Source organism: Actinoplanes sp. NBC_00393 (genome assembly GCF_036053395.1).
Classification (GTDB): Bacteria; Actinomycetota; Actinomycetes; order Mycobacteriales; family Micromonosporaceae; genus Actinoplanes.
The window spans coordinates 4,144,721-4,165,053 of the sequence record NZ_CP107942.1 but is presented as its reverse complement, the minus strand read 5'-3'; the positions used below and the strand labels follow the sequence as shown (position 1 = coordinate 4,165,053).

The window sequence follows — 20,333 nt, the reverse complement described above, 5'->3', positions numbered from 1 at the left end:
CGTCACATGGGAGCGCTCCCATGGCAATGCAGGTATTCCGCCAGTGCCGGCACGGTGTCCACGATGGCGTCGTCGTCCGGCTCCACGACGACGCCGTAGCGGCGCTCGACCGCCTGGATCAGCCGCACGTAGCCCAGCGACGTGAGACCGAGCTGGCCCAGCGACTCCTGCTCGGCCAGGGCCTCCGATGGGCTGATCTGGCCGTCGCTGGCCTCGGCGACCAGGTCGGCGAGGTCCCGGTGAAGGTCGGTCATGCGGATTCCTCCTGCAGCAGCTCCTCGACCGAGCTGACCACCCCGTCGATGGTCGGCGTGTCGAAGAAGACGTCGAACGGCACCTCCACGCCGAGGGCGTTCCGGATCCGGGCGGTGATCTGCATGATCGTCAGCGAGTGCCCGCCCAGGTCGAAGAGCGTGTCGTGCGGGGCGATCCGGTCGACCCGCAGCACCTCGCGCCAGATGCCGGTGACGGTGTGCGTCAGGTCCGTGGTCACTGGCTCGATCGCGGGTTCCGGCGCCGCAGTGGGTTCCGGCAGGGCCGCCCGGTCGAGCTTGCCGTTGGGTGTGTGCGTGAGCCGGTCCAGCCGGACGTAGCCGCTGGGGAGCATGTAGCGCGGCAGGCCGGCCGCGAGGTGCGCCCGGATCGGCGCGATCTCACCGGCCCCGACCAGGTACGCCACCAGCTCCCCGCCCCGGACCGCCACCGCGGCCTGCGCCACCCCGGGCGCGCCCAGCAGCGCCTGCTCGATCTCGCCGAGTTCGATCCGGTGCCCGCGCAGCTTGATCTGGTCGTCGGCGCGGCCCAGGAACTCGATCTGCCCGTCCGCGCCGAGCCGCACCCGGTCACCGGTCCGGTAGAGCCGCTCGCCGCCCGGCCCGGTCACGAACCGTTCCGCGGTGAGCTCCGGCCGACCCCGATAGGCGCGGGCCAGCCCGGCGCCGCCGATGCACAGCTCGCCGGGCACGTCGACGGGTACCGCACGCAGCCGGCCGTCGAGCACGTGCAGCGTGGTGTTGGCGATCGGGCCGCCGATGGTGACCCGGCCGGGATCCTCCGGGATCTCGGCGGCGGTCGACCAGATGGTGGTCTCGGTCGGGCCGTAGACGTTGAACAGCCGGTCGACGAGCGGGCGCAACCGCTGGGCGAGCGGCAACGGGAGCGCTTCACCGCCGCACAGCGCGATGATCGGGGCGCCGGTCCAGCCGGCGTCGAGCAGCATCTGCCAGCTCGTCGGCGTGGCCTGCACGTGGGTGATCCCGGCGTCGCGGATGAGCCGGCCCAGCGCGCCGCCCTCACGGACTGCCGTGTCGCCGGCCACCACTACCCGGCCGCCGGTGGTGAGCGGCGCGAACAGTTCGAGTCCGCTGATGTCGAAGGACAGGGTGGTCAGGTTGAGCCAGCGGTCGGCCGGGTCGGCGCCGATCAGCTCGTGCATCGCGGTGACCAGGTTCAGCAGGGCGGCGTGGCCGATCTCCACACCCTTGGGGCGTCCGGTCGAGCCGGAGGTGTAGATGACGTACGCGAGTCCGTCCGGGTCGACGGCGACCGGTGGGGTGTCCGGTCCGTCTCTCTCGGAGAGCGAAGCGTCCAGGATCACCTTGGCTCCGGCGTCGGCGGTGATGAACTCCAGCCGGTCCGCCGGGTAGGTGGGGTCCAGCGGCAGGTAGGCGGCCCCGGAGGCGAGGATGCCGAGTACGCCGGTGACCAGACTGACGCCGCGGTGGGCGTGGAGCCCGACCAGGTCGCCGGAGGACACGCCGCGGCGGCGCAGCGCGTGGCCGATGCGGTGGGCGGCGGTGACCAGTTCGGCGTAGGTCAGGGTGCCGTCGTCGCCGGACACCGCGACCGCATCCGGGTTGACTTGCGTGGCTGCCCGGACCAGGTCCAGCACGGTGGTGGCGGGCCGGGACCGGGTCGTTGCGTTCATCCGCTCGATCAAGGCGAGCTCCGCGGGGGCCAGCAGATCCAGGTCGCCTACCGGCCGATGGGGGTCGGCCAGGGCAGCGGCGAGCAGCGTACGCAAGTGGCCGGCAACGCGTTCGGCGGAGGGCCGGCGGCGGGCCGGCACCTGCAGCCGGCCGATCAGGCCTTCCGGGGTGTCGACGAGCCGCAGGTGCAGCGCGCCGCGGATGGTCGCGGGCAACAGCAGCCAGTCCACGTCGGCCGACGTTCCGGTCAGCCGCCGGTAGCTGACCGACACCGGGGCCAGGGCCGGTCGCGGTGGGAGGCCCGGTAGGGCGCGGCCGAGCGGGACGTCGCGGTGCTGGTAGACGGCTCGGGCCTCGGTGCGCACCTGACGCACCAGCTCGGCGAAGGAGGCCTCCGGATCGACGTCGACGGTCACGGGCAGTTCGTTGACCCACATGCCGATCTCGCCGGCGGCTTCCGGTGGCCGGGTGGACAGGTCGACCGCGACCGAGGTGGTGGCGTTGCCGTAGCGGGCGAGCAGCGCGTGCACGGCGGCGAGCAGCACCTCGAAGCGGGTCGCCCCGAGCGACGCAGCCTGGGCCGTCAGCGCGGCGTCCAGGTCGGCGGTGCCGTTGACGGCCACCTCGGCGGCGGGTTCAACGCTCGTGGAGGCGTCCGCAGACCCGGGCAGGGTCACCTGGTCGGCCGGTGCCGTGCGGCCGGACCAGAAGGCCCTGGCTGCGGCGATGCGGTCCGCACGATCCGGTGCGGGCTCGCCTGGCACGGATTCGCCTGGCACGGATTCGCCTGGCACGGGCTCGTTCCGAACGGGCTCGCTCGATGCGGTGCGCGACCGGACGCCGAGCGGCTGGCCGGCGATCGCCTTGGCCAGGTCGGCGACCAGGACATCCTTGCTGCCGCCGTCGAAGACCAGGTGGTGGGCGACCACCAGCACGACGGTGCGGCCGTCGTCGGCGCGCAGCGCCACACACCGGGCGAGCGGCCCGGCGGTCAGGTCGAAGCCGACGGTGAGTTCAGCGGCCACAGCATCCTGCAGAGCCTCCGCCGCAACGGTCCGGTGAGCGACCGGCCGCGGTTCGGCCGGCACCAGCGCCGGCACACCGTCCGCCTCCCGCACCGCCACAGCGAGCAGCGGATGCCGCCCGGTGACCGCGGCCCACGCCGCATCCAGCACCGCCGGTGCCACCGGGTCCGGGACCGTCAACGTCACCGCCAGCAGGTACGCCGTCGAGGCGTCCCCGGCCCGCTCGGTGAACCAGACGCCCTGCTGGGCGAGGGACATCGGCCGGCTCATCGGTCTCCCCTTTCGTCGGGCTGGTCGAACAGCGCTCGCAGCCGGTGTTTGACGACCTTGCCGCCCGCGTTGCGGGGCAGCTCCTCGACGAGGACGATCCGGCTGGGCTGCCCGTGCCCGGCCACCCGGTCGGCGAGGAACCGGCGCACCTCGCCGAGGCGCAGTTCGCGGGTGGCCACGAGCGCGGCCGCCGGCGCCATGCCGAGCACCGGGTCGGGCAGGCCGAACACGGCGGCCTCGATGATGTCGGGATGTTCGTGCAGGGCTGCCTCGACCGCGACCGTGGACACCTTGTCCGCGCCGCTCTTGATCACGTCGCTCTCCCGGTCGACGAGGTAGAGGTAGCCGTCGGCGTCCAGGTAGCCGAGGTCGCCCATCCGGGTCCAGCCGTCGCGGAACACCTGCCCGGTCGCGTCCGGGTCACCGTGGTAGGACCGGGCGGCGCCGGCGCTGCGCAACCACACCTCCCCGGTCACCCCGGCGGGGCAGGCCCGGCCGTGTTCGTCGGTCACCCGCAGTGCGCCACCGGCGACCACCTTGCCGAGCGCGGCGGGGCGGCGCGGATCGAAGACCACGCTGGACTGGGCCGGCGCGGCCTCGGTCGAGGTGTAGTAGTTGACGATCGTGGCGCCGGGCAGCGCGGACGCCAGCCCGGCCGCCACCGCGGGCGGCAGGACCGCGGCGGTCGAACCGAGCAGCTGCACACTCGTGGTGTCGTGGCGCCGTAGCGCGTCGGAGCGCAGCAGTTCGATCGCCATCGCCGGCACCACGAAGACGCTGCCCACCGCGTGGGTCTCGATCAGCCGGGCGAACCGGTCGGGGACGAAGCGGGCGGTCACGAGCATGCCGGCGTGCGCGTACACCGCGTTGAACAGCATGGTCTGCGCAGCGTTGGTGCCGATCGGGAAGGCGTGCAGGAACTGCCGCGAGTGGGCCAGCGGCCGCAGCGGCGGGTGCAGCCGCATGCCGTGCGCCAGGTTGGCGTGCGCCGCGGCGACGCCCTTGGGCCGTCCGGTCGTGCCGGAGGTGTAGAGGATCTGCGCCGGATCGCCCGGCCGTGGTCCGGGCACCGGGTCGGCGTCGGGCAGGTCCGCGACGGCCGCCGGATCCCAGACCAATCGCATCGGTACGCCCGGCAGCGTCGCGGACGGCCCGTGCAGCACCGCCGTCGCGCCGCTGTGCTCGAGCATGTATCCCAACTCGGCCGCGGCGTTGCGGGTGGACAGCGGCACCGCGACGGCACCGGCGGCGAGCACCCCGGTGTACGCGACGACATAGGCGATCCAGTCCTGAGCGCCGTAGAGAAGCCCGACCCGGTCGCCGGGGCGTACCCCCGCGGCCCGCAACCCGGCGGCGATCGCCCTGGTCCGCGCCTGCCATGTGCCCAGATCCAGGCTCCCCATGCCCTGACTGACCGCGACGTGCCCCGGCTCGGCGGCAGCCCGCGCGGCGAGCACCTGCGGCACAGTGACGGCCGCGACCGGGCTCATCGCGGCGCCTCCACCGGCGTGCCGCGGCGGCGCAGGGTCTCCAGCCCGACCTGATCGTCCGGTGGCGCGTCGGGCACCTCGTCGTCGAAGCGGGCGATCCGCGGCCGCCGCATCGCCACCAGCACCACGGCCGCGATGGCGACCGCGAGCAGCAGGTAGAGCAGGCCGATCCCACGGCCCTGACCCACTCCGATGACCCGCCCGACCGTCCCGGCGAGCGGCCCGCCGTCGGCCATCAGCGGTTCGAGCAGGCGGGACCCGGCCGGGCCGATCAGCGTCCAGCCGAGCGGCAGCGTCGACCAGGCGATGACGGTGTTGATGGCGAACACCCGGCCGTGGAACCGCTGCGGCACCTTGACCTGCACGATCGTGGTGTAGACGCCGTTGAGCAGCACCAGCCACATGGAGATGCCGAACGCGCCGATCCCGATCAGCCACAGCTCCGGCCGCAACCCGATGACCAGGCAGAACCCGGCGAGGACCAGCGTGCAGCAGAGGACCGTGAACAGCCGCCGGTGCCGCGGCCCGCCCCAGATGCTCATCGCCAGGCCGCCGAGGAACGCCCCGGCGCCGCCGGCCACCGAGACCTGGGCGACCTGGTCGAGCCCGGCGAACGCCAGCACCAGCGCGGTCAGCATCAGGAACAGCGGCGACAGGAACACGTTGAGACTCATGAAGAACAGCAGCATCGACCGCAGGCCGCGGTGCCCCCAGGCGAACCGGAAGCCCTCGCGGATCTCGGCGGTCAGACTCTCCTTGCGGCGCCAGGCGAGGGTCGGCGGGAACTTCACCAGCAGCACGATGAGGATGGCGACGGCGTAGCTGAGCACGTCGATGACGAGGATGCCGCCGAGGTCGATGACGGCGAGCAGGGCGACCGACAGCAGCGGCATCATGATCGTGGCGACCCCGCCGATCATCTGGACGACACCGTTGGCGTGGCCCAGGTACTGCTTGGGCACCAGCTGCGGGACCGCCGAGCTGTAGGCGAGGCGCTGGAACGTCAGCGACACCGACAGCAGCATGATCAGTGGGTAGATGTGCCAGGTCTGCAGCGAGCCGGTCCACAGCAGGACGCCGAGCAACAGCTGGGTGCCGCCCGCGCCGACGTCGCCGCCGAGCATGACGGCACGTCTGCTGTGCCGGTCGACGATCGCACCGGCCACCGGCATCACCAGCAGGCCGGGGACCAGTCCGGCGACGGCGAGCAGCGCGAAGTTGAGCAGCGAGCCGGTCTCCTTGAGCACCCACAGCGGCAGTGCCACGTCGGTGAGCGTGGACCCGAGCACCGAGATCAGCTGGGCGATCGCGATGGCCAGGAAGCGGCCCATGCTGGGCCGGGGCCCGGTGGACGTGGCAGGGTCACCGGCGCGTGCGGTGTCGTGCAGCCACCAGGTCGCCCGTTTCAAGGATTCGGTCTGTTCAGAGACCACTGCCCGGTCGACCGTGGTGACGATCTCGGCGAGTTCGGCGGCCCGCCACTTGAGGTAGAAGTGGCCGGCCTCGTCGAGCACCACGACGGCCGTACGGTCGGTGAGGAAGTGCCATTCGGTGAAGCGCTCGGCGTAGAACTCGGTCGCCGGGTCACGCGTGCCCGCCACCGAGATGACCGGCGCCCGCAGACGTTCGGTGCCGGTGTGCATGAGCTGCGTGAAGTACGCCTCGGCACTGTCCGAGTCGTGGCGCATGTTGCGGATGATCTGCCGCGCCTGGCCGGGCTCGATGTCGCTCATGTCGACGCCCATCGAGGTGAGCCAGTTGGCGTACGTCTTGTCGGAGCGCAGCGACTCCATCCGGGTCAGCCGGGACAGCGCGCTCCACACCGCGCTGCGCGGCCGGGCGAACGGGAAGATCGCCCCGATGTAGACGGCGTCCAGCTCGCGTCCGTGCCGCTCCAGCCGCCGGGCGATCTCGACGGTGAGCGCGGAGCCGACGCCGCAGTGGCCGTAGAGCGCGATCGGCCCCTCGACCTTCTCCAGGATCTCGGCGGTGCAGCGGGCGGCCAGCTCGTCCAGGGGCAGCGCCGCCTCGTCCAGCCCGATGTCGTGGCCGGGGATGGCGACGGAGAACAGCCGGTGCCCGGCCGGCAGGGCGTCGGCGAGCGGCTGGTACACCACCGCGCTGCCACCGCCGTACGGCACGCACACCAGGCTGCGCACCCGCTGCCCGGCCGGTACGGGCCGGGTCAGCTCGTGCAGCAGCCCCCGCGGACCGCGCTCGGCGAGTGGCACGTCGATCAGCCCGGCCAGCTCCCGGACCGTGCGGTTCTGGAACAGGTCCATGACTGACACGCCCGCACCGGCCGCCTGGCGCAGTTTCGCGACCACTTGCAGGGCCAGCAGCGAGTGCCCGCCGAGGTCGAAGAAGTCGTCGTCGAGGCCGACCCGGGGCAGCTGCAGCACGTCCGCCCACACCCCGGCGACCATGACCTCGGTTTCGGTGCCGGGTGCCTCGTACGATGCCGCGGTGTCCCGGACCCGCTGCGGCGCCGGCAGCCGCCGCCTGTCGAGTTTGCCGCTCGGGCTCAGCGGCAGTTCGGTGATCTCGGTGAAGCTGGCCGGCACCATGTAGTCCGGCAGCCGCCGCTTGAGGGCGGCCCGCAGCCCGGCGGCGTCCGTCGCCCCGGCCCCGACCAGGTACGCCGCCAGCCGCTTGTCGCCCGGCGAGTCCTCGCGAACGACCACCGCGGCCTCGCGTATCCCGGGCTGTTCGCGCAGCACCACCTCGATCTCGCCCAGCTCGATCCGCAGGCCGCGCAGCTTCACCTGGCTGTCGATGCGGCCGAGGAAGTCGAGCGTGCCGTCGGGCCGCCAGCGGGCCAGGTCGCCGGTGCGGTAGAGGCGCTGCCCGTCACGGCCGGTGACGAACCTCTCGGCGGTCAGCTCGGGCCGGTTGAGGTAGCCGAGCGCCAGACCCACTCCGGCCAGGTGCAGCTCGCCGGGCACGCCAACCGGCAGCGGTTCGCCGTGCTCGTCCAGGACGTGCACCCGCATGTTGTCGATCGGGGCGCCGATCGGCACCCGGGCGGCGCCGGTCAGCCGGTCGGCGGTGCAGTGGTACGCGGTCACGTCGATGGCGGCCTCGGTCGGCCCGTACAGGTTGTGCAGTTCGGCGTGGGGGAACGCGGCGAGCGTACGCAATGCCAGGTCCACCGGCAGTTCCTCGCCGCTGCAGATGATCCGCCGCAGCGGCGACGGGCCTGGATCGGAGAGGAACATGCCCAGCATCGACGGGACGAAGTGCACGGTGGTGACACCCTCGGCCGCGATGAGGTCGCGCAGATAGGCGGCGTCGCGATGCCCGTCCGGGCGGGCGAGGACCAGCCGGGCGCCGGTGAGCAGCGGCCAGAAGAACTCCCAGACCGAGACGTCGAAGCCGGCCGGTGTCTTCTGCAGCACGGTGTCCGCGCTGGTCAGCCGGTAGCGGCGCTGCATCCAGTGCAGCCGGTTGACGATGCCGCGGTGCCCGTTGAGCACGCCCTTCGGCTGCCCGGTCGACCCGGACGTGTAGATCGCATAGGCCGGGTCGTCGGGCCCCGCGAGTGGCTCGGGCGCGGTCGTGGCGGCGCTCGCCCAGACGGCCGGGTCGTCCAGGGCCAGCACGGGACGACCGGTCGGCGGCGGTGTCGTCCCGGCGGTCAGCACGGCGACCGGGTCGGCGTCGGCCAGCATGAACTCGAGCCGCTCCGCCGGGTAGTCCGGGTCGAGCGGCACGTAAGCCGCACCGGAGAGCAGCACACCGAGCAGCGCGGGGACCAGCTCCGGGCCGCGGTGCGCGCGCACCGCGACGAGCCGCCCGGGCCCGGCGCCGTGCTCGCGCAGCCGGTGGGCGATCCGGTTCGCCCGGGCGGACAGTTCGGCGTAGCTGAGCGTCACCCCGTCGAAGGTAACCGCGGGCGCGCCCGGGGTGGCCGCGACCGTCGCCTGGATGAGTTCGTGCAGCGTCGCGTCGGCCGGGAAGTCGGCGTCGGTGTCGTTCCATGACGGGTCCGGGCCGGTGGTGCTGAGCAGGCGGCTGAGCGGGCGGTCCGGGTCGCGCACCGCCTCACGGACCAAGTCGGTGAAGGCGGCGGCGATCCGTTCCACGGTCTCGGCGGCGAACAGATCGCGGTTGTAGATGAATGCGCCGGATATCTCGTCGCCGGCCACTAGATCGAGTTCCAGGTCGAAGCGGGTCGCGACTGCCTCGACGACGAAGGGCTCCAGCGCAGGCCCGGTGTAGGTTCGCATCGACAGCGCCACCTGGAAGATCGCCGAGCGGCCCACGTCGCGGGGCAGGTCCAGCTCGGTGACCAGCTGCTCGAACGGCAATTCCTGGTGGGCGTACCCGTCGAGGACGGTTTCGCGGATCCGCCCGAGCAGTTCGGTGAAGGTGGGGTCGCCGGCGGTGTCAACGCGGGTGATCAGCATGTTGACGAACATGCCGATCATCGGTTCGAGCTCGGCGTGGGTGCGTCCGGCCTGCGGTGAGCCGACGGCGAAGTCGTCCTGCCGGGCGTAGCGGGCCAGCACCGCCGCGTACGCGGCCAGCACCACCATGTAGGCGGTCGCGCCGTGCTGGTTCGCCAGGCGGCGCAGCGCCGCGGTGGTCGCAGCGTCCAGGCGGACGCCGGCCGGTGCGCCGCGGAAGGTCAGCTGCGGCGGTCGCGGTCGGTCCGTGGGCAGATCAAGCGGGGGTACGCCGGACAGCCGCTGCCGCCAGAAGGCGATGTCCTGGTCCTGTGTCCCGTCGGCGAGCCGCTGTTGCCGGCGTTCCCGCTGCCAGAGCGCGTAGTCGCCGTATTGGCGCGGCAGCGGTCCCGCCGCACCGCCGAGCAGTTCGCCGACCAGCAGATCAGCCGACCAGCCGTCGCAGACGAGATGGTGGGCGGTGAGCGCGAGCACGTGGTCGTCGGGCGCGAGGGTGTACAGGGCGGCGCGCAGCAGCGGGCCGCCGGCCAGGTCGAACGGTTCGGCCAACCGGGTGCGGATCGCCGCGCGCACCGCGTCCTCGTCGGCCGCTTCGACGACGTCGAGGTGGATCTGGACCGTGTCGTCGACGTGCACCACGGGCCGGCCGTCGGCGGTGGCCTCGAAACGCATCCGCAGACTCTCGTGCCGCGCCACGACCGCATTCAGCGCGGCCTGCAGCGCGGCGACGTCGACCGCGCGGCGCAGCCGGAGCACGACCGGAACCGTGTACGCCGTCGTGCCCGGCGCGAACTGCTCCATGAACCACAGCCGCTCCTGGGCGAGCGACAGCGGAACCGGCGTGCCGGGCTGGCGGGCCGGGATGACCTCGGGCGGGGGAGTGGCCGCCCTGAGCCGAGCGGCAAGCAACAACCGCTTGGTGGCGGACAGCTCCGGGACGGCGGTCACGGCGCTCCTGTCCGGGCGGCGGCCAGTTGCGCCGCCGCCTCGTCCTCGGTGAGCCGGTCGATCTCCTCGATCAGCGCGGATTCCACCGCCTGCGCGAACCCGGCGACGGTCGGATGTTCGAACAGCAACCGGACCGGCAGGTCGAGGCTGACGGCCGCGCGCAGCCGGGCGATCACCCGGATGGCGAGCAGCGAGTGCCCGCCGATCAGGAAGAAGTCGTCGTTCGCACCCACCTGCTCGACCGGCAGCAGGTCGGCGAAGATCCCGGCGACCAGCTCCTCCGCGTCGGTGCGGGGCGCCTCGAAGGCTGCCGTGCCACCGGCCGAGGGCACCGGCAGCGCGGCCGTGTCGACCTTGCCGTGCCGGGTCAGCGGCAGCGCGGCCAGCGGCACGACAACGCTCGGCACCAGCAGCGGAGGAAGGCGATCCGCGGCGTAGGCACGGATTTCGTCGGCGGGTGCGCTGCCGGTCACGTACGCGATCAGGGTCTGCCCGTGCACGGTGACCGCGGCCTGGCCCACGCCGGGGTGCCCGGTCAGCACCGCCTCGATCTCACCCGGTTCGATCCGGACGCCGCGCACCTTGAGCTGCCGGTCGAGGCGGCCGAGGAACTCCAGCACCGGCTCGTCGCGGCGCCAGCGGGCCCGGTCCCCGGTGCGGTAGAGGCGGCCACCGCCGTACGGATCCGGTTGAAATCTCGTAGTAGTGAGCCCCGGATAGCCGTCGGCGAGGCCGGCGCCCGCGAGGCACAGCTCGCCCACCGCACCGCGCGGCACCAGCCGCCCGGCCTGGTCCAGCAGATAGGCCCGGACTCCGCCGATCGGACGTCCGATCGGCGGCCGGCGGCCGGCGTCAGCGGCCCCGAGGTCGATCGCGGTGGCGATGATCGTCGCCTCGGTCGGCCCGTACGTGTTGACCAGCCGAATCCGATCGCCGTGCCGCTCCCGCCAGCGGGCGACCGCGGCAGCGTCGACCTGCTCACCGCCCAGGATGACCAGCCGAAGCGCGGGCGGCCAGGCCGGCGCCAGGTCCAGCAGGGCCTGCCAGTACGCCGTCGGCAGGTCGAGCACGGTGATCGCCGGGTCGGCGGCGAGCACCTCGGGCAGCGACTGCGGCCCGTCCGGCAGCAGCACCAGCGTGCCCCCGCTCGCCAGCGCCGGCCAGATCTCCTCGGCGTGCGTGTCGAAGCTGGTCTCGGCGAACTGCACGACCCGATCCGCCCTGGTCAGCTGGTAGGCGCCGGCCATCCAGCTGACGCGTGCGCCCAGGGCGGCCCGCCCGACGAGCACCGGTTTCGGCGTACCGGTCGAGCCCGAGGTGAACAGGACATAGGCCGGCTCGGCCGCCGACGACGGCCCGCTGCTGCCGGGCTCGATGCCGCCGGTGGTGATGACGGCGGCGACGCCGGCCTGTGCGATGAGCGTGGCCCGGCGTTGCGCCGGCAGCTGCGGGTCGATCGGGACGTAGCCGGCGCCGGCCCGCCAGGCCGCCAGCAGCGCGACGACCAGATCCGGGCCGCGCGGAACGCTCACCCCGGCCAGCTGCCCCGGTACGACTCCGGCGGCGCGCAGGCCATCAGCGAGTCCACCGGCCCGAGCCCACAGTTCGCCGTAGCTGACCTGCTCATCACCGCTGACCAGCGCGATCGCCTCCGGCGCCGCGGTGACCGCCCGCTCGATGCGGTCGAGCAGCGGCGGCCCGTCGGCCAAATCCGGGCCCGTGCCGATCCGCAGCAGTTCGGCCCGGGCGACCTCGTCGACCAGCGGCAGCGCCCGCACCGGCTGTTCCACGTCGGCGAGCAGCGCGTGCAGCACACCGGCGAACCGGTCGGCGAGCTGTTCGGCGGTGGGCCGGTCGAACAGGTCGGCGCTGCAGGTGAGCAGGACGTCCATCCGGCCCGCCCCGGACTGTCTGATCGCGGTGGAGCTGACGAACACGTCCATCGCCACGTCGGTGATGGTGCGGCCGGTGCCCTCGCCGAACGGTTCGACCGTCACGCCGGGGAAGCCGTCGCTGCCGTCGAAACCGGTCGCCGACACGTCCATCGTCGAGTGCAGCGTGAAGGTGGCCTGGAACAGCGGGTTGCGGCTCGGGTCGCGCGGCCGGTCGAGGTCGGCGATGAGCTGCTCGAACGGGATCTCCGGGTGGGCGAAGGCGCCCAGGCAGGCGGCCCGGGTCCGCAGGACCAGGTCGCGCAGGGTGGGGTCCCCGGACAGGTCGGCACGCAGCAGCAGCATCCGGGTGAAGTAGCCGAACACCGACTCGGCGGCCACGTCGTCGCGGCCGGCGACCGGCGTGCCGACGCAGATGTCGTCCTGCCCGCCGGCCTGCGCCAGCGTCACCTGGAAGGCGGTCATCAGCAGCATGAACGGGGTGCATCGCAGCTGCCGCGCGGCACCCTGCACCGACGCCCACAGGTCACCGTCGAACTCCCGCAGCGCCGACACACCCACCGAGGTACGCGCCGCGGGCCGCGCCCGGTCCAGCGGCAGCTCGAGCACCGGCGGCTCGGCCAAGGTCTCCCGCCAGTACGCCAGCGCCGCCTCGTCGGTGCACTGAGCAGCCCGGGCGTGATCGAGGTAGCGCATCCCGGGAGCAGCCGGTTCCACACCCCGGTACGCCTCCGCGACCTGCCGGTACAGCAGGTTCATCGACCAGCCGTCGCCGACGATGTGGTGCACGACGGTGCACAGCACGTGCTCGCGCGGCCCCAGCCGCCACAGCCCGACCCGGATCAGGTGCCCGGCGGCCAGGTCGAACGGCCGCCCGATCAGCTCGTCGACGGCCTGCCGTGCCTCCCGTTCCCCCGGGAGGTCGGCGCGCTGCACCAGCGTCGGGCGCGCGGCCAGAACCTCCTGCACCGGTTCGCCACCGATCTCCACGAACCGGGTGCGCAGACTCTCCTGCCGGGCGATGACCGTGTCGAGGGCCCGGACGAGCCGTTCGGCGTCGAGGTCGCCGCTGAGCCGCACAACCGTCGAGATGTGGTACGCGGGATCGCCCGGTTGCAGCCGGTCGAGGAACCAGAGACGCCGTTGTGCCGGTGCGAGTGGGCCGTCATCCATGGTGGACGCCTCCTCCGAGAAGCAGCGTCGCCAGCCGTGGGTCGTGCCAGCTGTGGAAGACCGCTTCCGGCCCGGCTGCGCCGATCGCGGTCAGGAAGTCCGGGTCGGTCACGGTGGGCATCGCCACGACCGGGCTGCCGGCCGACCGGGCGGCGGTGATGCCGGTGATCGAGTCCTCGAAGACCAGCTGGCGCGCCGGCGGCACGCCGAGCCGTCGCGCGGTCTCCCGGTAGACGTGCGGCGCCGGTTTGAGCTGCGGCACGTCCTGGGCGGTCACGACCCGGCTCTCGCCGAAGAACCCGAGCAGGCCGGCGCGGCGCAGGATGCCCAGCGCGGTGGCGCCCTCGGTCACGGTGCCCACGGCCACCGGCACGCCCCGGCTGGTCAACCGGTCGAGTAACTCGACGGCCCCGGCCCGGGCGGCGATGTCATCGACGGACGCGATCAACGCTGCGAAGTAGCGCTGCTTGGCCGCCAGCACCCGGGCCGGCGGGACCCGGTCCGGCGACAGCGCCGCGACCTCCGCGGCCACCCGCGCGTCCGGCCCGCCGATGAAGTGGGGCAGCGTCTGGAACGCCTGCTCCCAGGTGAGCTCGACGCCGGCCTCCCGGGCGGCCCGCAGCAGCGCGCCGTGGTGGAACCGTTCGAGGTCGACCAGGGTGCCGTCGAGGTCGAAGGCGACAGCCTGCCTCAGCATGGGTTGCCGTACCGGGCGAGGCGGACCACCGCGAGTTCGTCGTCGGTGTAGGTGATCGTGGCGTCGTAGCGGGGCCCGACCATGGACAGGAAGTAGTCGAGGTCGTCGATCATGCCGATCCCGTCGCCCGGCTCGCGGCGCAGGTTCTTCGACAGCACCAGCAGCGCCACGTCGGCGATCCGCAGGCTGTCCATGAGCAGGGCGGAGAGGTCGATCGGGGTGAGCATCCGCCACAGGTCGAGGTGCACCACCTGGTCGAAGGCGCGGTCCGGGTAGGGCGTACGCACACCGAACAGGTGCGGGTTGCCCGGACCGAACGGCCGCGCATGGTCGATGGTCGTCGCCGCCGAGTCCACGTCGAACCCGATCCACAGGCTGCCGGCCGCGTCCGGCAGGCCGAGCGCCTTGCGCACCGTGTCGCCGCCGACCCGGCCCGGATGCTCCCGGATGAACTCGCGGCAGTCCTCGTAGAACGGCAGGGTGCGGGCGACCCGGCGGTGATCGCCCGACGGGTGCGTGAAGAACTCGATGTCGTAGTGCCGGTACTTGTCGACCAGGTAGGGCAGGACCGGCTTGGTGTTCTCCCACTCCGTCGCCCAGTCCCGGAAGTGCGGGGTGTGGTAGCAGACCGAGTCCGGGTCGTAGCGGAAGCGCCGGTTGTCGCGGCCGAAGTGGCGGTAGATCCGGTAGGTGAAGTCGGTGTCCTCGTACCCCCACTGGACGAACGCCTCGTCGAACCCGCCGACGTCCAGGTAGAGCTGCCGGGGCAGCGAGAGGTTGTGGGTGAAACCGAACATCCACGCGGTACGCCGGTAGACGTCGAAGTCGCCGCTGCCGCCGGGTCGGGGCAGGTCGCGGTGGTCGCCCTCCATCGGGAGCAGGTCCGCCTCGGTGGGCAGCGCCTGCTGCAGCGCGGTGAAGGTTCCCCAGCTGGGCTCGACCCGTCTGCCGTAGACGACCTCGGGACTCGTGTCGGTGTGCCGTTCGACCAGGTCCGGTGCGGCGTACGAGTCGGCGTCCATCAGCAGCAGCCGGTCGCCGCGGGCGTGCTGTGTCCCGAGGTTGCGGGCGGCCGACCGGCCCCGGTTGACGGTCTGCCGGACGTACTGCACCTGCAGCTGATCTTCGTAGCGGCGGACCACGGACCGCACGTCCTGCACGGAGGCGTCGTCGACCACGACGACCTCGAACCCGTCCCGGCCGATCGTCTGGCCGGCCAGCGACCGCAGGGTCAGCTCCAGGCACTTGACCTGGTTGTACGTGGGCATGATGACGGACAGCACGTCAAACCTCCGGGAGAGTGCGGCCGAGGACGTACCGGTGCGGAGCCATGGTCAGGTGCCCGTCGAGCCGGCTCAGCACGGCGGTGTGCAGCTGTTCGGGCGTCGTCGACGGCGCGGCCACGACGTACGCGACGAGCTCGGCCCGGCCACCCTCCGTGGTCTCGACGACCACCTGCGCGGCGCTGACCTGCGGCAGGCCGGCGAGCAGCTCGTTCACCGCGGGCACGTCGACCCAGCAGTTGTCGACGAGGACGGAGCCGGGCGGGCGGGGGAGCGGCGCGATCCCGACCATGCCGGCCACCCGGTCGACGTCGAGGTCGCCCGCCTCCAGCATCTCGATCAGGACGAGCTCCAGGCCGGTCAACAGCTTCCGTGCGTCGGCGGCGGCGAGCAGGCGGCTGTCACCGAACAATTCGAGTACGGCACGCGAGCGCAGCGCCTTCACGTGCACGTACAGCTTCAGCTTTTCCTCGTCGCGCCCGTCCAGGTCGGACACCTCGGTGGACGCGGTCATCGCCCGCAGTTCGGCGACGGTACGCACGACCGGCGGCAGTGCCGGCCCGCCGGGCTCGGGCACCACGTTCACGGTGCTGGACAGGTCGAAGGCGACGCCCCGCCGGGTCTGCACGGCGTCGATCAGCCGCGCGACGTCCCGCGGGTCGCTCTGCCCGCGCAGGTAGGCGCGCGTCGACGCCTGGTGCGCGTTGCGGATGGTGCCGGCCAGCGAGCCCGGATCCAGCCGGATCAGCGCCGGCGCGCCCTGGTAGAAGCTGCCCACCGAGACGTTGTCCTCCGGGCTGAACCGGTTCGCCGCGGCCAGGAACAGCGGCACGACCTGCGTGCCGGTGCGGATGCTGAGGACGGTCGCGAGGGCCGCCAGCAGGACGGCGGCCGGTCCGGTCCGGTGCCGCGCCGCGAGGGTCTGCGCCGCCGCAGCCAGCGCCACCGAGTGCAGGCCGACACCGGGGAACAGCGGGTTCTCCCCGGCTGTGCGGACGGTGGGGAACGCGGTCTGCGGCGCCGCCTCCAGCACCCGGCGCCAATAGGCCAGGGAGACGTCGTTGGCCCGGCGCCCCGGCTCGGAACTCTCGAACAGGGCACGGGCCCGTGGCTGCCAGCCCGCGACGACCGGCTCGGCGTGCTCGTCGCGCAGCAGGGCGAGGAACTCGCCGCGCAGCACCGAACAGGCCCAGGCGTCGACCGCCAGGTGCGAGAAGACGAACACGACCTGCCGGGGACGCCCACCGGCGACGATGACGCTCACCCGCATCGGCCACTCGTCGTCGTGCCGGAACGGCGTACGCCAGAGCCGCTCCTCGGTTTGTTCGGCGGCTCGGCGTACCCCTCCCGGGTCGGTCTTGCAGATCTCCACCTGGAGCCCGCCGCCCTCGTCGCAGTGCTGCCGGGGTTCGCCGTCCGGGCCGGTGGGAAACCGGGTCCGGAGTGCCTCGTGGCGGTTGACCAGGGTGTTCAGCGCGCCCAGCACCTGCTCGGTGGTGGCGTCGCCCGGGACGTGCACCCGGAACCGGATGTTGAGGTAGTGGTTGGCCGGCGCCAGCGACTCGAGGATGTTCCAGACGAACCGCTGACCCCAGGTGAGCTCGCCGCCGCCCGCCGCCATCACGGCGCCGCCCGCCTGAAAAGCATGAACCAGTCGCCGATGCCGGCCAGCTCCCGCACGTCCGGGTCGGCGATGGTCGGCTCGCGCGCGGCCTCGACATAGCCGTGCCGCTCCAGCACCGGCGTGTAGTCGAACCGCAGGTAGTCGTCCTCCAGGCTGAGCAGCTTGTCGCCCTCGTTGGGCACGATCATGAGCGCGGGCACGCCGGACCGGGCCAGCAGCGCGACCCAGGCCTCGATCGCCGCGATCGGCATCTCGGAGAAGCTGTGGATGTTCACCGCGAGGTCGGGTCGCTCGGCACCGAGCCGGTCGGTCACCTCGTCGAGCCGCAGCACAGCCGTCTTGTGGTCGACCTTGCGGTAGCGCAGGTAGTGCTCGCTGAGGAACGTCGACTCCGGGATGGCGTCGGCGCAGAGATACCGCTTCAGGCCGGGGACCGCCTCCACCATGCGGTGGGCGAGACGGCCGTACCCGGCGCCGATGTCGACGACCGTGAAGTCGACCCGGGAGAGCAGGTCCCAGTGCCGGTCCAGGAAGTAGATCTCGTTGATCGAGTCGAGCAGGTCCCGGCTCGACGTCGGCAGGTTGTGGAAGTCGAACGTCCAGCAGCCGAACGCGCCGTCCTCACCGGTCCGTTCCAGCAGCTTGTGCGTGTCGAGCGCGCTGATGTAGCGGGCGAACAGGAAGAACTTGAGCCGCGCCTGGTCGCCGAGCTGGCGCAGCTGCCAGACGTAGGCGTTGTCGCCGCGGAAGTACCCCAGGTCGAGGTCGCGCAGGCGCCGGCTGCGCCGCCAGAAGCTGCCCGGCTGGAACGGCGAATCGAGGCGGCGGTAGCGTTCGCGCAGCTCGACGAGGCCGGGATTGCGGTCGTCGAGCACCTCCGCCAGGCCGGCCGGCAGCGGCCGCGAGTCGTCGTAGCGGCCGTTGCCCAGGTGGATCCGGTAGCTGGTGAGCTCGGTCGAGGTCCGGGTCAGGGTGAGACCGAACAGGCCGATCAGGTAGCGGATCGACAGGAAGATCCGGGAGCTGTAGTGGTTCACCGGCGATCGCCCATCTGGTCGCGGCCGGCCGGATACCGGCAGGCGTCGCCGCCGCGCAGCACCCGTACGGCCATGTGCCCGAGCGCCACGTGCAGGTCCTCGGTGAGTCCGTAGTCGGCCTGCCCGAAGACGACCGGCCGGTCGGCGAGCAGCGCCAGCTCGCCGGGGTTGCCGAGGGCGGCCAGCACGGTCATCCCCAGCTCACGGCCGGTCCGGGCAGCCCGGACCAGGTTCGCGGAGTGGCCGCTGACACTCAACACCAGCAGCACGTCTCCCGGGCGGGCCCAGCCGCTCAGCTGGCGGGAGAAGATCTCGTCGTACGAGTGGTCGTTGGCGATCGCGGTGACCCGGGCGATGTTCTCGGTCAGGGCCACGACCTGGGGTGCGCTCCCGAGCGTGCCGGAGGCGGCCATCAGGTCGCTCGCGATGTGGATGGCCGCGGTGCTGCTGCCCCCGTTGCCGGCCACGAAGATCCGCCGGCCGTGGTGCAGCGCGTCGACCAGGCTGTCCAGCACGCCGGTCAGCGAACCGGTCTCGATCCGGGCGAGGGCCTCGATCAGGTCGTCGACGTACTGCTTCACCACGGTCTCGGTGCCGGTCGCGGCCCGGCCTGGCTCGGCCTCCGGGCCACCCGGATTTCTGGACCGGTTCATGGGCATGGGATCGAGCGCAGGGGGATCAACACGGCACCTCCTGGACACGTGGCCGAGCACGAGGACATGCCGCTGCGCTGTATCAAACCAGTGAGCCGCCCCCGCGCACTTGACCGGTTAAGCTATGGGCATACATCGACGTTCGCAAGCCCCTTGCTGGGAATCGGCACGAAACACGTTCCACATGAGACGGTCTGTAGCACTTGACCGGTTTTTGCAGTGGGAGCGACGTACGGCGGGCGGGCTCGGCAGCGCGCCGAACCCGCCCGGAAGTGTTTCGTCAGCGCTGCAGGGTAAGCAGGCCCGGCCGGTACGGCAGCAGGCCGTAGTCGCCGCCGGAGCTGGGGGAGCGGCCCTGGTAGAGCAGCCGCAGGTTGCAGGGATCGATGGTCATCGTCTGGTCGGCGTTGCTGCGGATCAGCTCGCCGTGGCTGATGTCGTTGGTCCAGGTGGCGCCGCTGTTGGCCTTGCCGGCGAAGGGGTTGCTCTCGCTGGCGGCCTGCGGGGTCCACGAACTGTTCAGGCTGGTGGCGGTGAACGAGCGGAAGTAGCGGCCGTTCGCGCCGATCGCCTCGACGATCATGAGGTACTGGTTCTGGCCCTGCACCTTGTAGACCTGAACCGCCTCGAACAGGTTGTTCGTGGTGTCACTCATGATCGTGGTGTACGACGAGCCGAAGTTGCCGGGGAAGTTACCGATCGGCATGCTGGCCCGGTAGATCTTGCCGTTGTCGCCGGCGAAGAACAGGTACATGTTCGTGGCGTCACCGATGATCGCCTGGTCGATCGGCCCGGTGCCGGATCCGGTGATGCTGCCGGTGAACAGAGTCTGCGCCGCGGACCAGCCGTTCGGGTTGGTCGGGTCGCTGGACGTGCGGTAGGAGAACGCCGGCCCGCCCCACTGGTAGGTGAGCACCCAGATGTTCTTCGGGGCGAAATAGAACAGCGACGGCGCGACCGCCGAGAAGTTCATCGCGTTCTGGCTCGCCGAACCCATCTCCGACCAGTTGGTGAACAGCCCGAAGTTCATCGAGCCCCAGGAGGTGCCGGTGTCGTGGGTCGTCGCGTAGACCAGTTGCCGCCCGTTGTACGGCGCGTGGGTGAAGTCCTTCAGCGACACCCATCCCGACCGCGGGTTCGCCAGCACACCGGTCGAACTCCACCGGTACGACGACGGCAGAGAACAGGTTCCGCCGCTGGTCGGTGAACTCGTGGGCGTGCCGCCGCCCACCCGGACCAGCTGCCACTGCTGGTTGGCGCCGTTCCAGTCGCTGTACTGCACGATGTTGGCGCCGTCGTTCGTCGCGGCGCCCTGCACCTCGAGGGCCTTGCCGCTGTTGCGATTGATCAGCTGGACGTAGCCGTCGATGTCCTGAATGCTGAACTGCTGGTTGGTCGCATTACGGTCGGTCCACTGCACGACCGACCCGCCGTCCGCGGTCGACCAGTTGTAGACGTCGAGAACCTTGCCGGAATGCCGCGACTTGAGCCGGTAGTAGCCGCCACCGGAGTCGACGAACTGCCACTGTTGCTGCGCCTGGTCGTTGCGCGTCCACTGGGTGATCCGGGCGCCGTCGCTGGTGGCCAGGTTGTAGACGTCCAGGGCTTTGCCGCTGTTGCGGTTGACCAGCACATAAGAGGCGCTGGTGTCGATGGTGGCCGCGGAGGCAGCCGTGGCGGTCGCCGCGACGACTCCGCCGCCGGCCAGCAGGATCAGCGCGGCCAGGCCGCTGCGCAATTTCATGTGGGGCTCCTCGGGGGATGCGCTGGGGCACGCAGAATGAGAACGCTCACATTCTTGGCGCGATATTGCCAGACGGTTATTGCTGTTCACAAGACGGAAATAGCGCGACTCGGGCAGGGTGGCGGGCATAACAATTCCTCGAAAATTCGCGCCCATTAAA

11 protein-coding genes are annotated in these 20,333 nt (G+C 71.9%); all 11 read right to left on the bottom strand.

Features of this window, described 5'->3' with window-relative positions:
• Nucleotides 1–2: 2 nt before the first annotated feature.
• Nucleotides 3–254, bottom strand: coding sequence for an acyl carrier protein (locus OHA21_RS19655; RefSeq protein ID WP_328475569.1), 252 nt, complete (start codon nt 252–254; stop codon nt 3–5).
• Nucleotides 251–3,223, bottom strand: coding sequence for a non-ribosomal peptide synthetase (locus tag OHA21_RS19650; protein ID WP_328475567.1), 2,973 nt, complete (start codon nt 3,221–3,223; stop codon nt 251–253). Before OHA21_RS19650 ends, OHA21_RS19655 begins: the two co-directional genes overlap by 4 nt.
• Complete coding sequence (locus tag OHA21_RS19645) at nt 3,220–4,713, bottom strand: class I adenylate-forming enzyme family protein (protein ID WP_328475565.1); 1,494 nt, start codon at nt 4,711–4,713, stop codon at nt 3,220–3,222. Before OHA21_RS19645 ends, OHA21_RS19650 begins: the two co-directional genes overlap by 4 nt.
• On the bottom strand, nt 4,710–10,070 hold the full coding sequence (locus tag OHA21_RS19640) for a non-ribosomal peptide synthetase/MFS transporter (protein WP_328475563.1): 5,361 nt from the start codon (nt 10,068–10,070) through the stop codon (nt 4,710–4,712). Before OHA21_RS19640 ends, OHA21_RS19645 begins: the two co-directional genes overlap by 4 nt.
• The gene (locus OHA21_RS19635; protein ID WP_328475561.1) at nt 10,067–13,135 is read right to left on the bottom strand and encodes a condensation domain-containing protein; all 3,069 of its coding nucleotides are present in this window, start codon (nt 13,133–13,135) and stop codon (nt 10,067–10,069) included. The genes OHA21_RS19640 and OHA21_RS19635 overlap by 4 nt, the downstream gene beginning before the upstream one ends.
• Nucleotides 13,128–13,832, bottom strand: a complete 705-nt coding sequence (locus OHA21_RS19630) for an HAD family hydrolase (RefSeq protein WP_328475559.1) — start codon at nt 13,830–13,832, stop codon at nt 13,128–13,130. Before OHA21_RS19630 ends, OHA21_RS19635 begins: the two co-directional genes overlap by 8 nt.
• Complete coding sequence (locus tag OHA21_RS19625; RefSeq protein ID WP_328475557.1) at nt 13,826–15,115, bottom strand: glycosyltransferase family 2 protein; 1,290 nt, start codon at nt 15,113–15,115, stop codon at nt 13,826–13,828. The genes OHA21_RS19630 and OHA21_RS19625 overlap by 7 nt, the downstream gene beginning before the upstream one ends.
• A gap of 1 nt (nt 15,116) precedes the next feature.
• Complete coding sequence (locus OHA21_RS19620) at nt 15,117–16,736, bottom strand: condensation domain-containing protein (protein ID WP_328475555.1); 1,620 nt, start codon at nt 16,734–16,736, stop codon at nt 15,117–15,119.
• A complete protein-coding gene (locus OHA21_RS19615) occupies nt 16,736–17,776 on the bottom strand; it encodes a putative sugar O-methyltransferase (RefSeq protein ID WP_328475553.1) in 1,041 nt (346 codons plus the stop codon). The genes OHA21_RS19620 and OHA21_RS19615 overlap by 1 nt, the downstream gene beginning before the upstream one ends.
• A complete protein-coding gene (locus tag OHA21_RS19610) occupies nt 17,773–18,429 on the bottom strand; it encodes a D-sedoheptulose-7-phosphate isomerase (protein ID WP_328475551.1) in 657 nt (218 codons plus the stop codon). Before OHA21_RS19610 ends, OHA21_RS19615 begins: the two co-directional genes overlap by 4 nt.
• A gap of 280 nt (nt 18,430–18,709) precedes the next feature.
• Nucleotides 18,710–20,173: a non-reducing end alpha-L-arabinofuranosidase family hydrolase gene (locus tag OHA21_RS19605; protein ID WP_328475549.1), complete on the bottom strand. Its 1,464-nt coding sequence runs from the start codon at nt 20,171–20,173 to the stop codon at nt 18,710–18,712.
• Nucleotides 20,174–20,333 lie beyond the last annotated feature (160 nt).

What these genes read in the sequence shown, in the direction of transcription:
- OHA21_RS19630 (WP_328475559.1), bottom strand. Translation starts at nt 13,832, where the DNA reads ATGCTGAGGCAGGCTGTCGCCTTCGACCTCGACGGCACCCTGGTCGAC.
- OHA21_RS19650 (WP_328475567.1), bottom strand. Translation starts at nt 3,223, where the DNA reads ATGAGCCGGCCGATGTCCCTCGCCCAGCAGGGCGTCTGGTTCACCGAG.
- OHA21_RS19605 (WP_328475549.1), bottom strand. Translation starts at nt 20,173, where the DNA reads ATGAAATTGCGCAGCGGCCTGGCCGCGCTGATCCTGCTGGCCGGCGGC.
- OHA21_RS19610 (WP_328475551.1), bottom strand. Translation starts at nt 18,429, where the DNA reads ATGAACCGGTCCAGAAATCCGGGTGGCCCGGAGGCCGAGCCAGGCCGG.
- OHA21_RS19620 (WP_328475555.1), bottom strand. Translation starts at nt 16,736, where the DNA reads ATGGCGGCGGGCGGCGGCGAGCTCACCTGGGGTCAGCGGTTCGTCTGG.
- OHA21_RS19635 (WP_328475561.1), bottom strand. Translation starts at nt 13,135, where the DNA reads ATGGATGACGGCCCACTCGCACCGGCACAACGGCGTCTCTGGTTCCTC.
- OHA21_RS19655 (WP_328475569.1), bottom strand. Translation starts at nt 254, where the DNA reads ATGACCGACCTTCACCGGGACCTCGCCGACCTGGTCGCCGAGGCCAGC.
- OHA21_RS19645 (WP_328475565.1), bottom strand. Translation starts at nt 4,713, where the DNA reads ATGAGCCCGGTCGCGGCCGTCACTGTGCCGCAGGTGCTCGCCGCGCGG.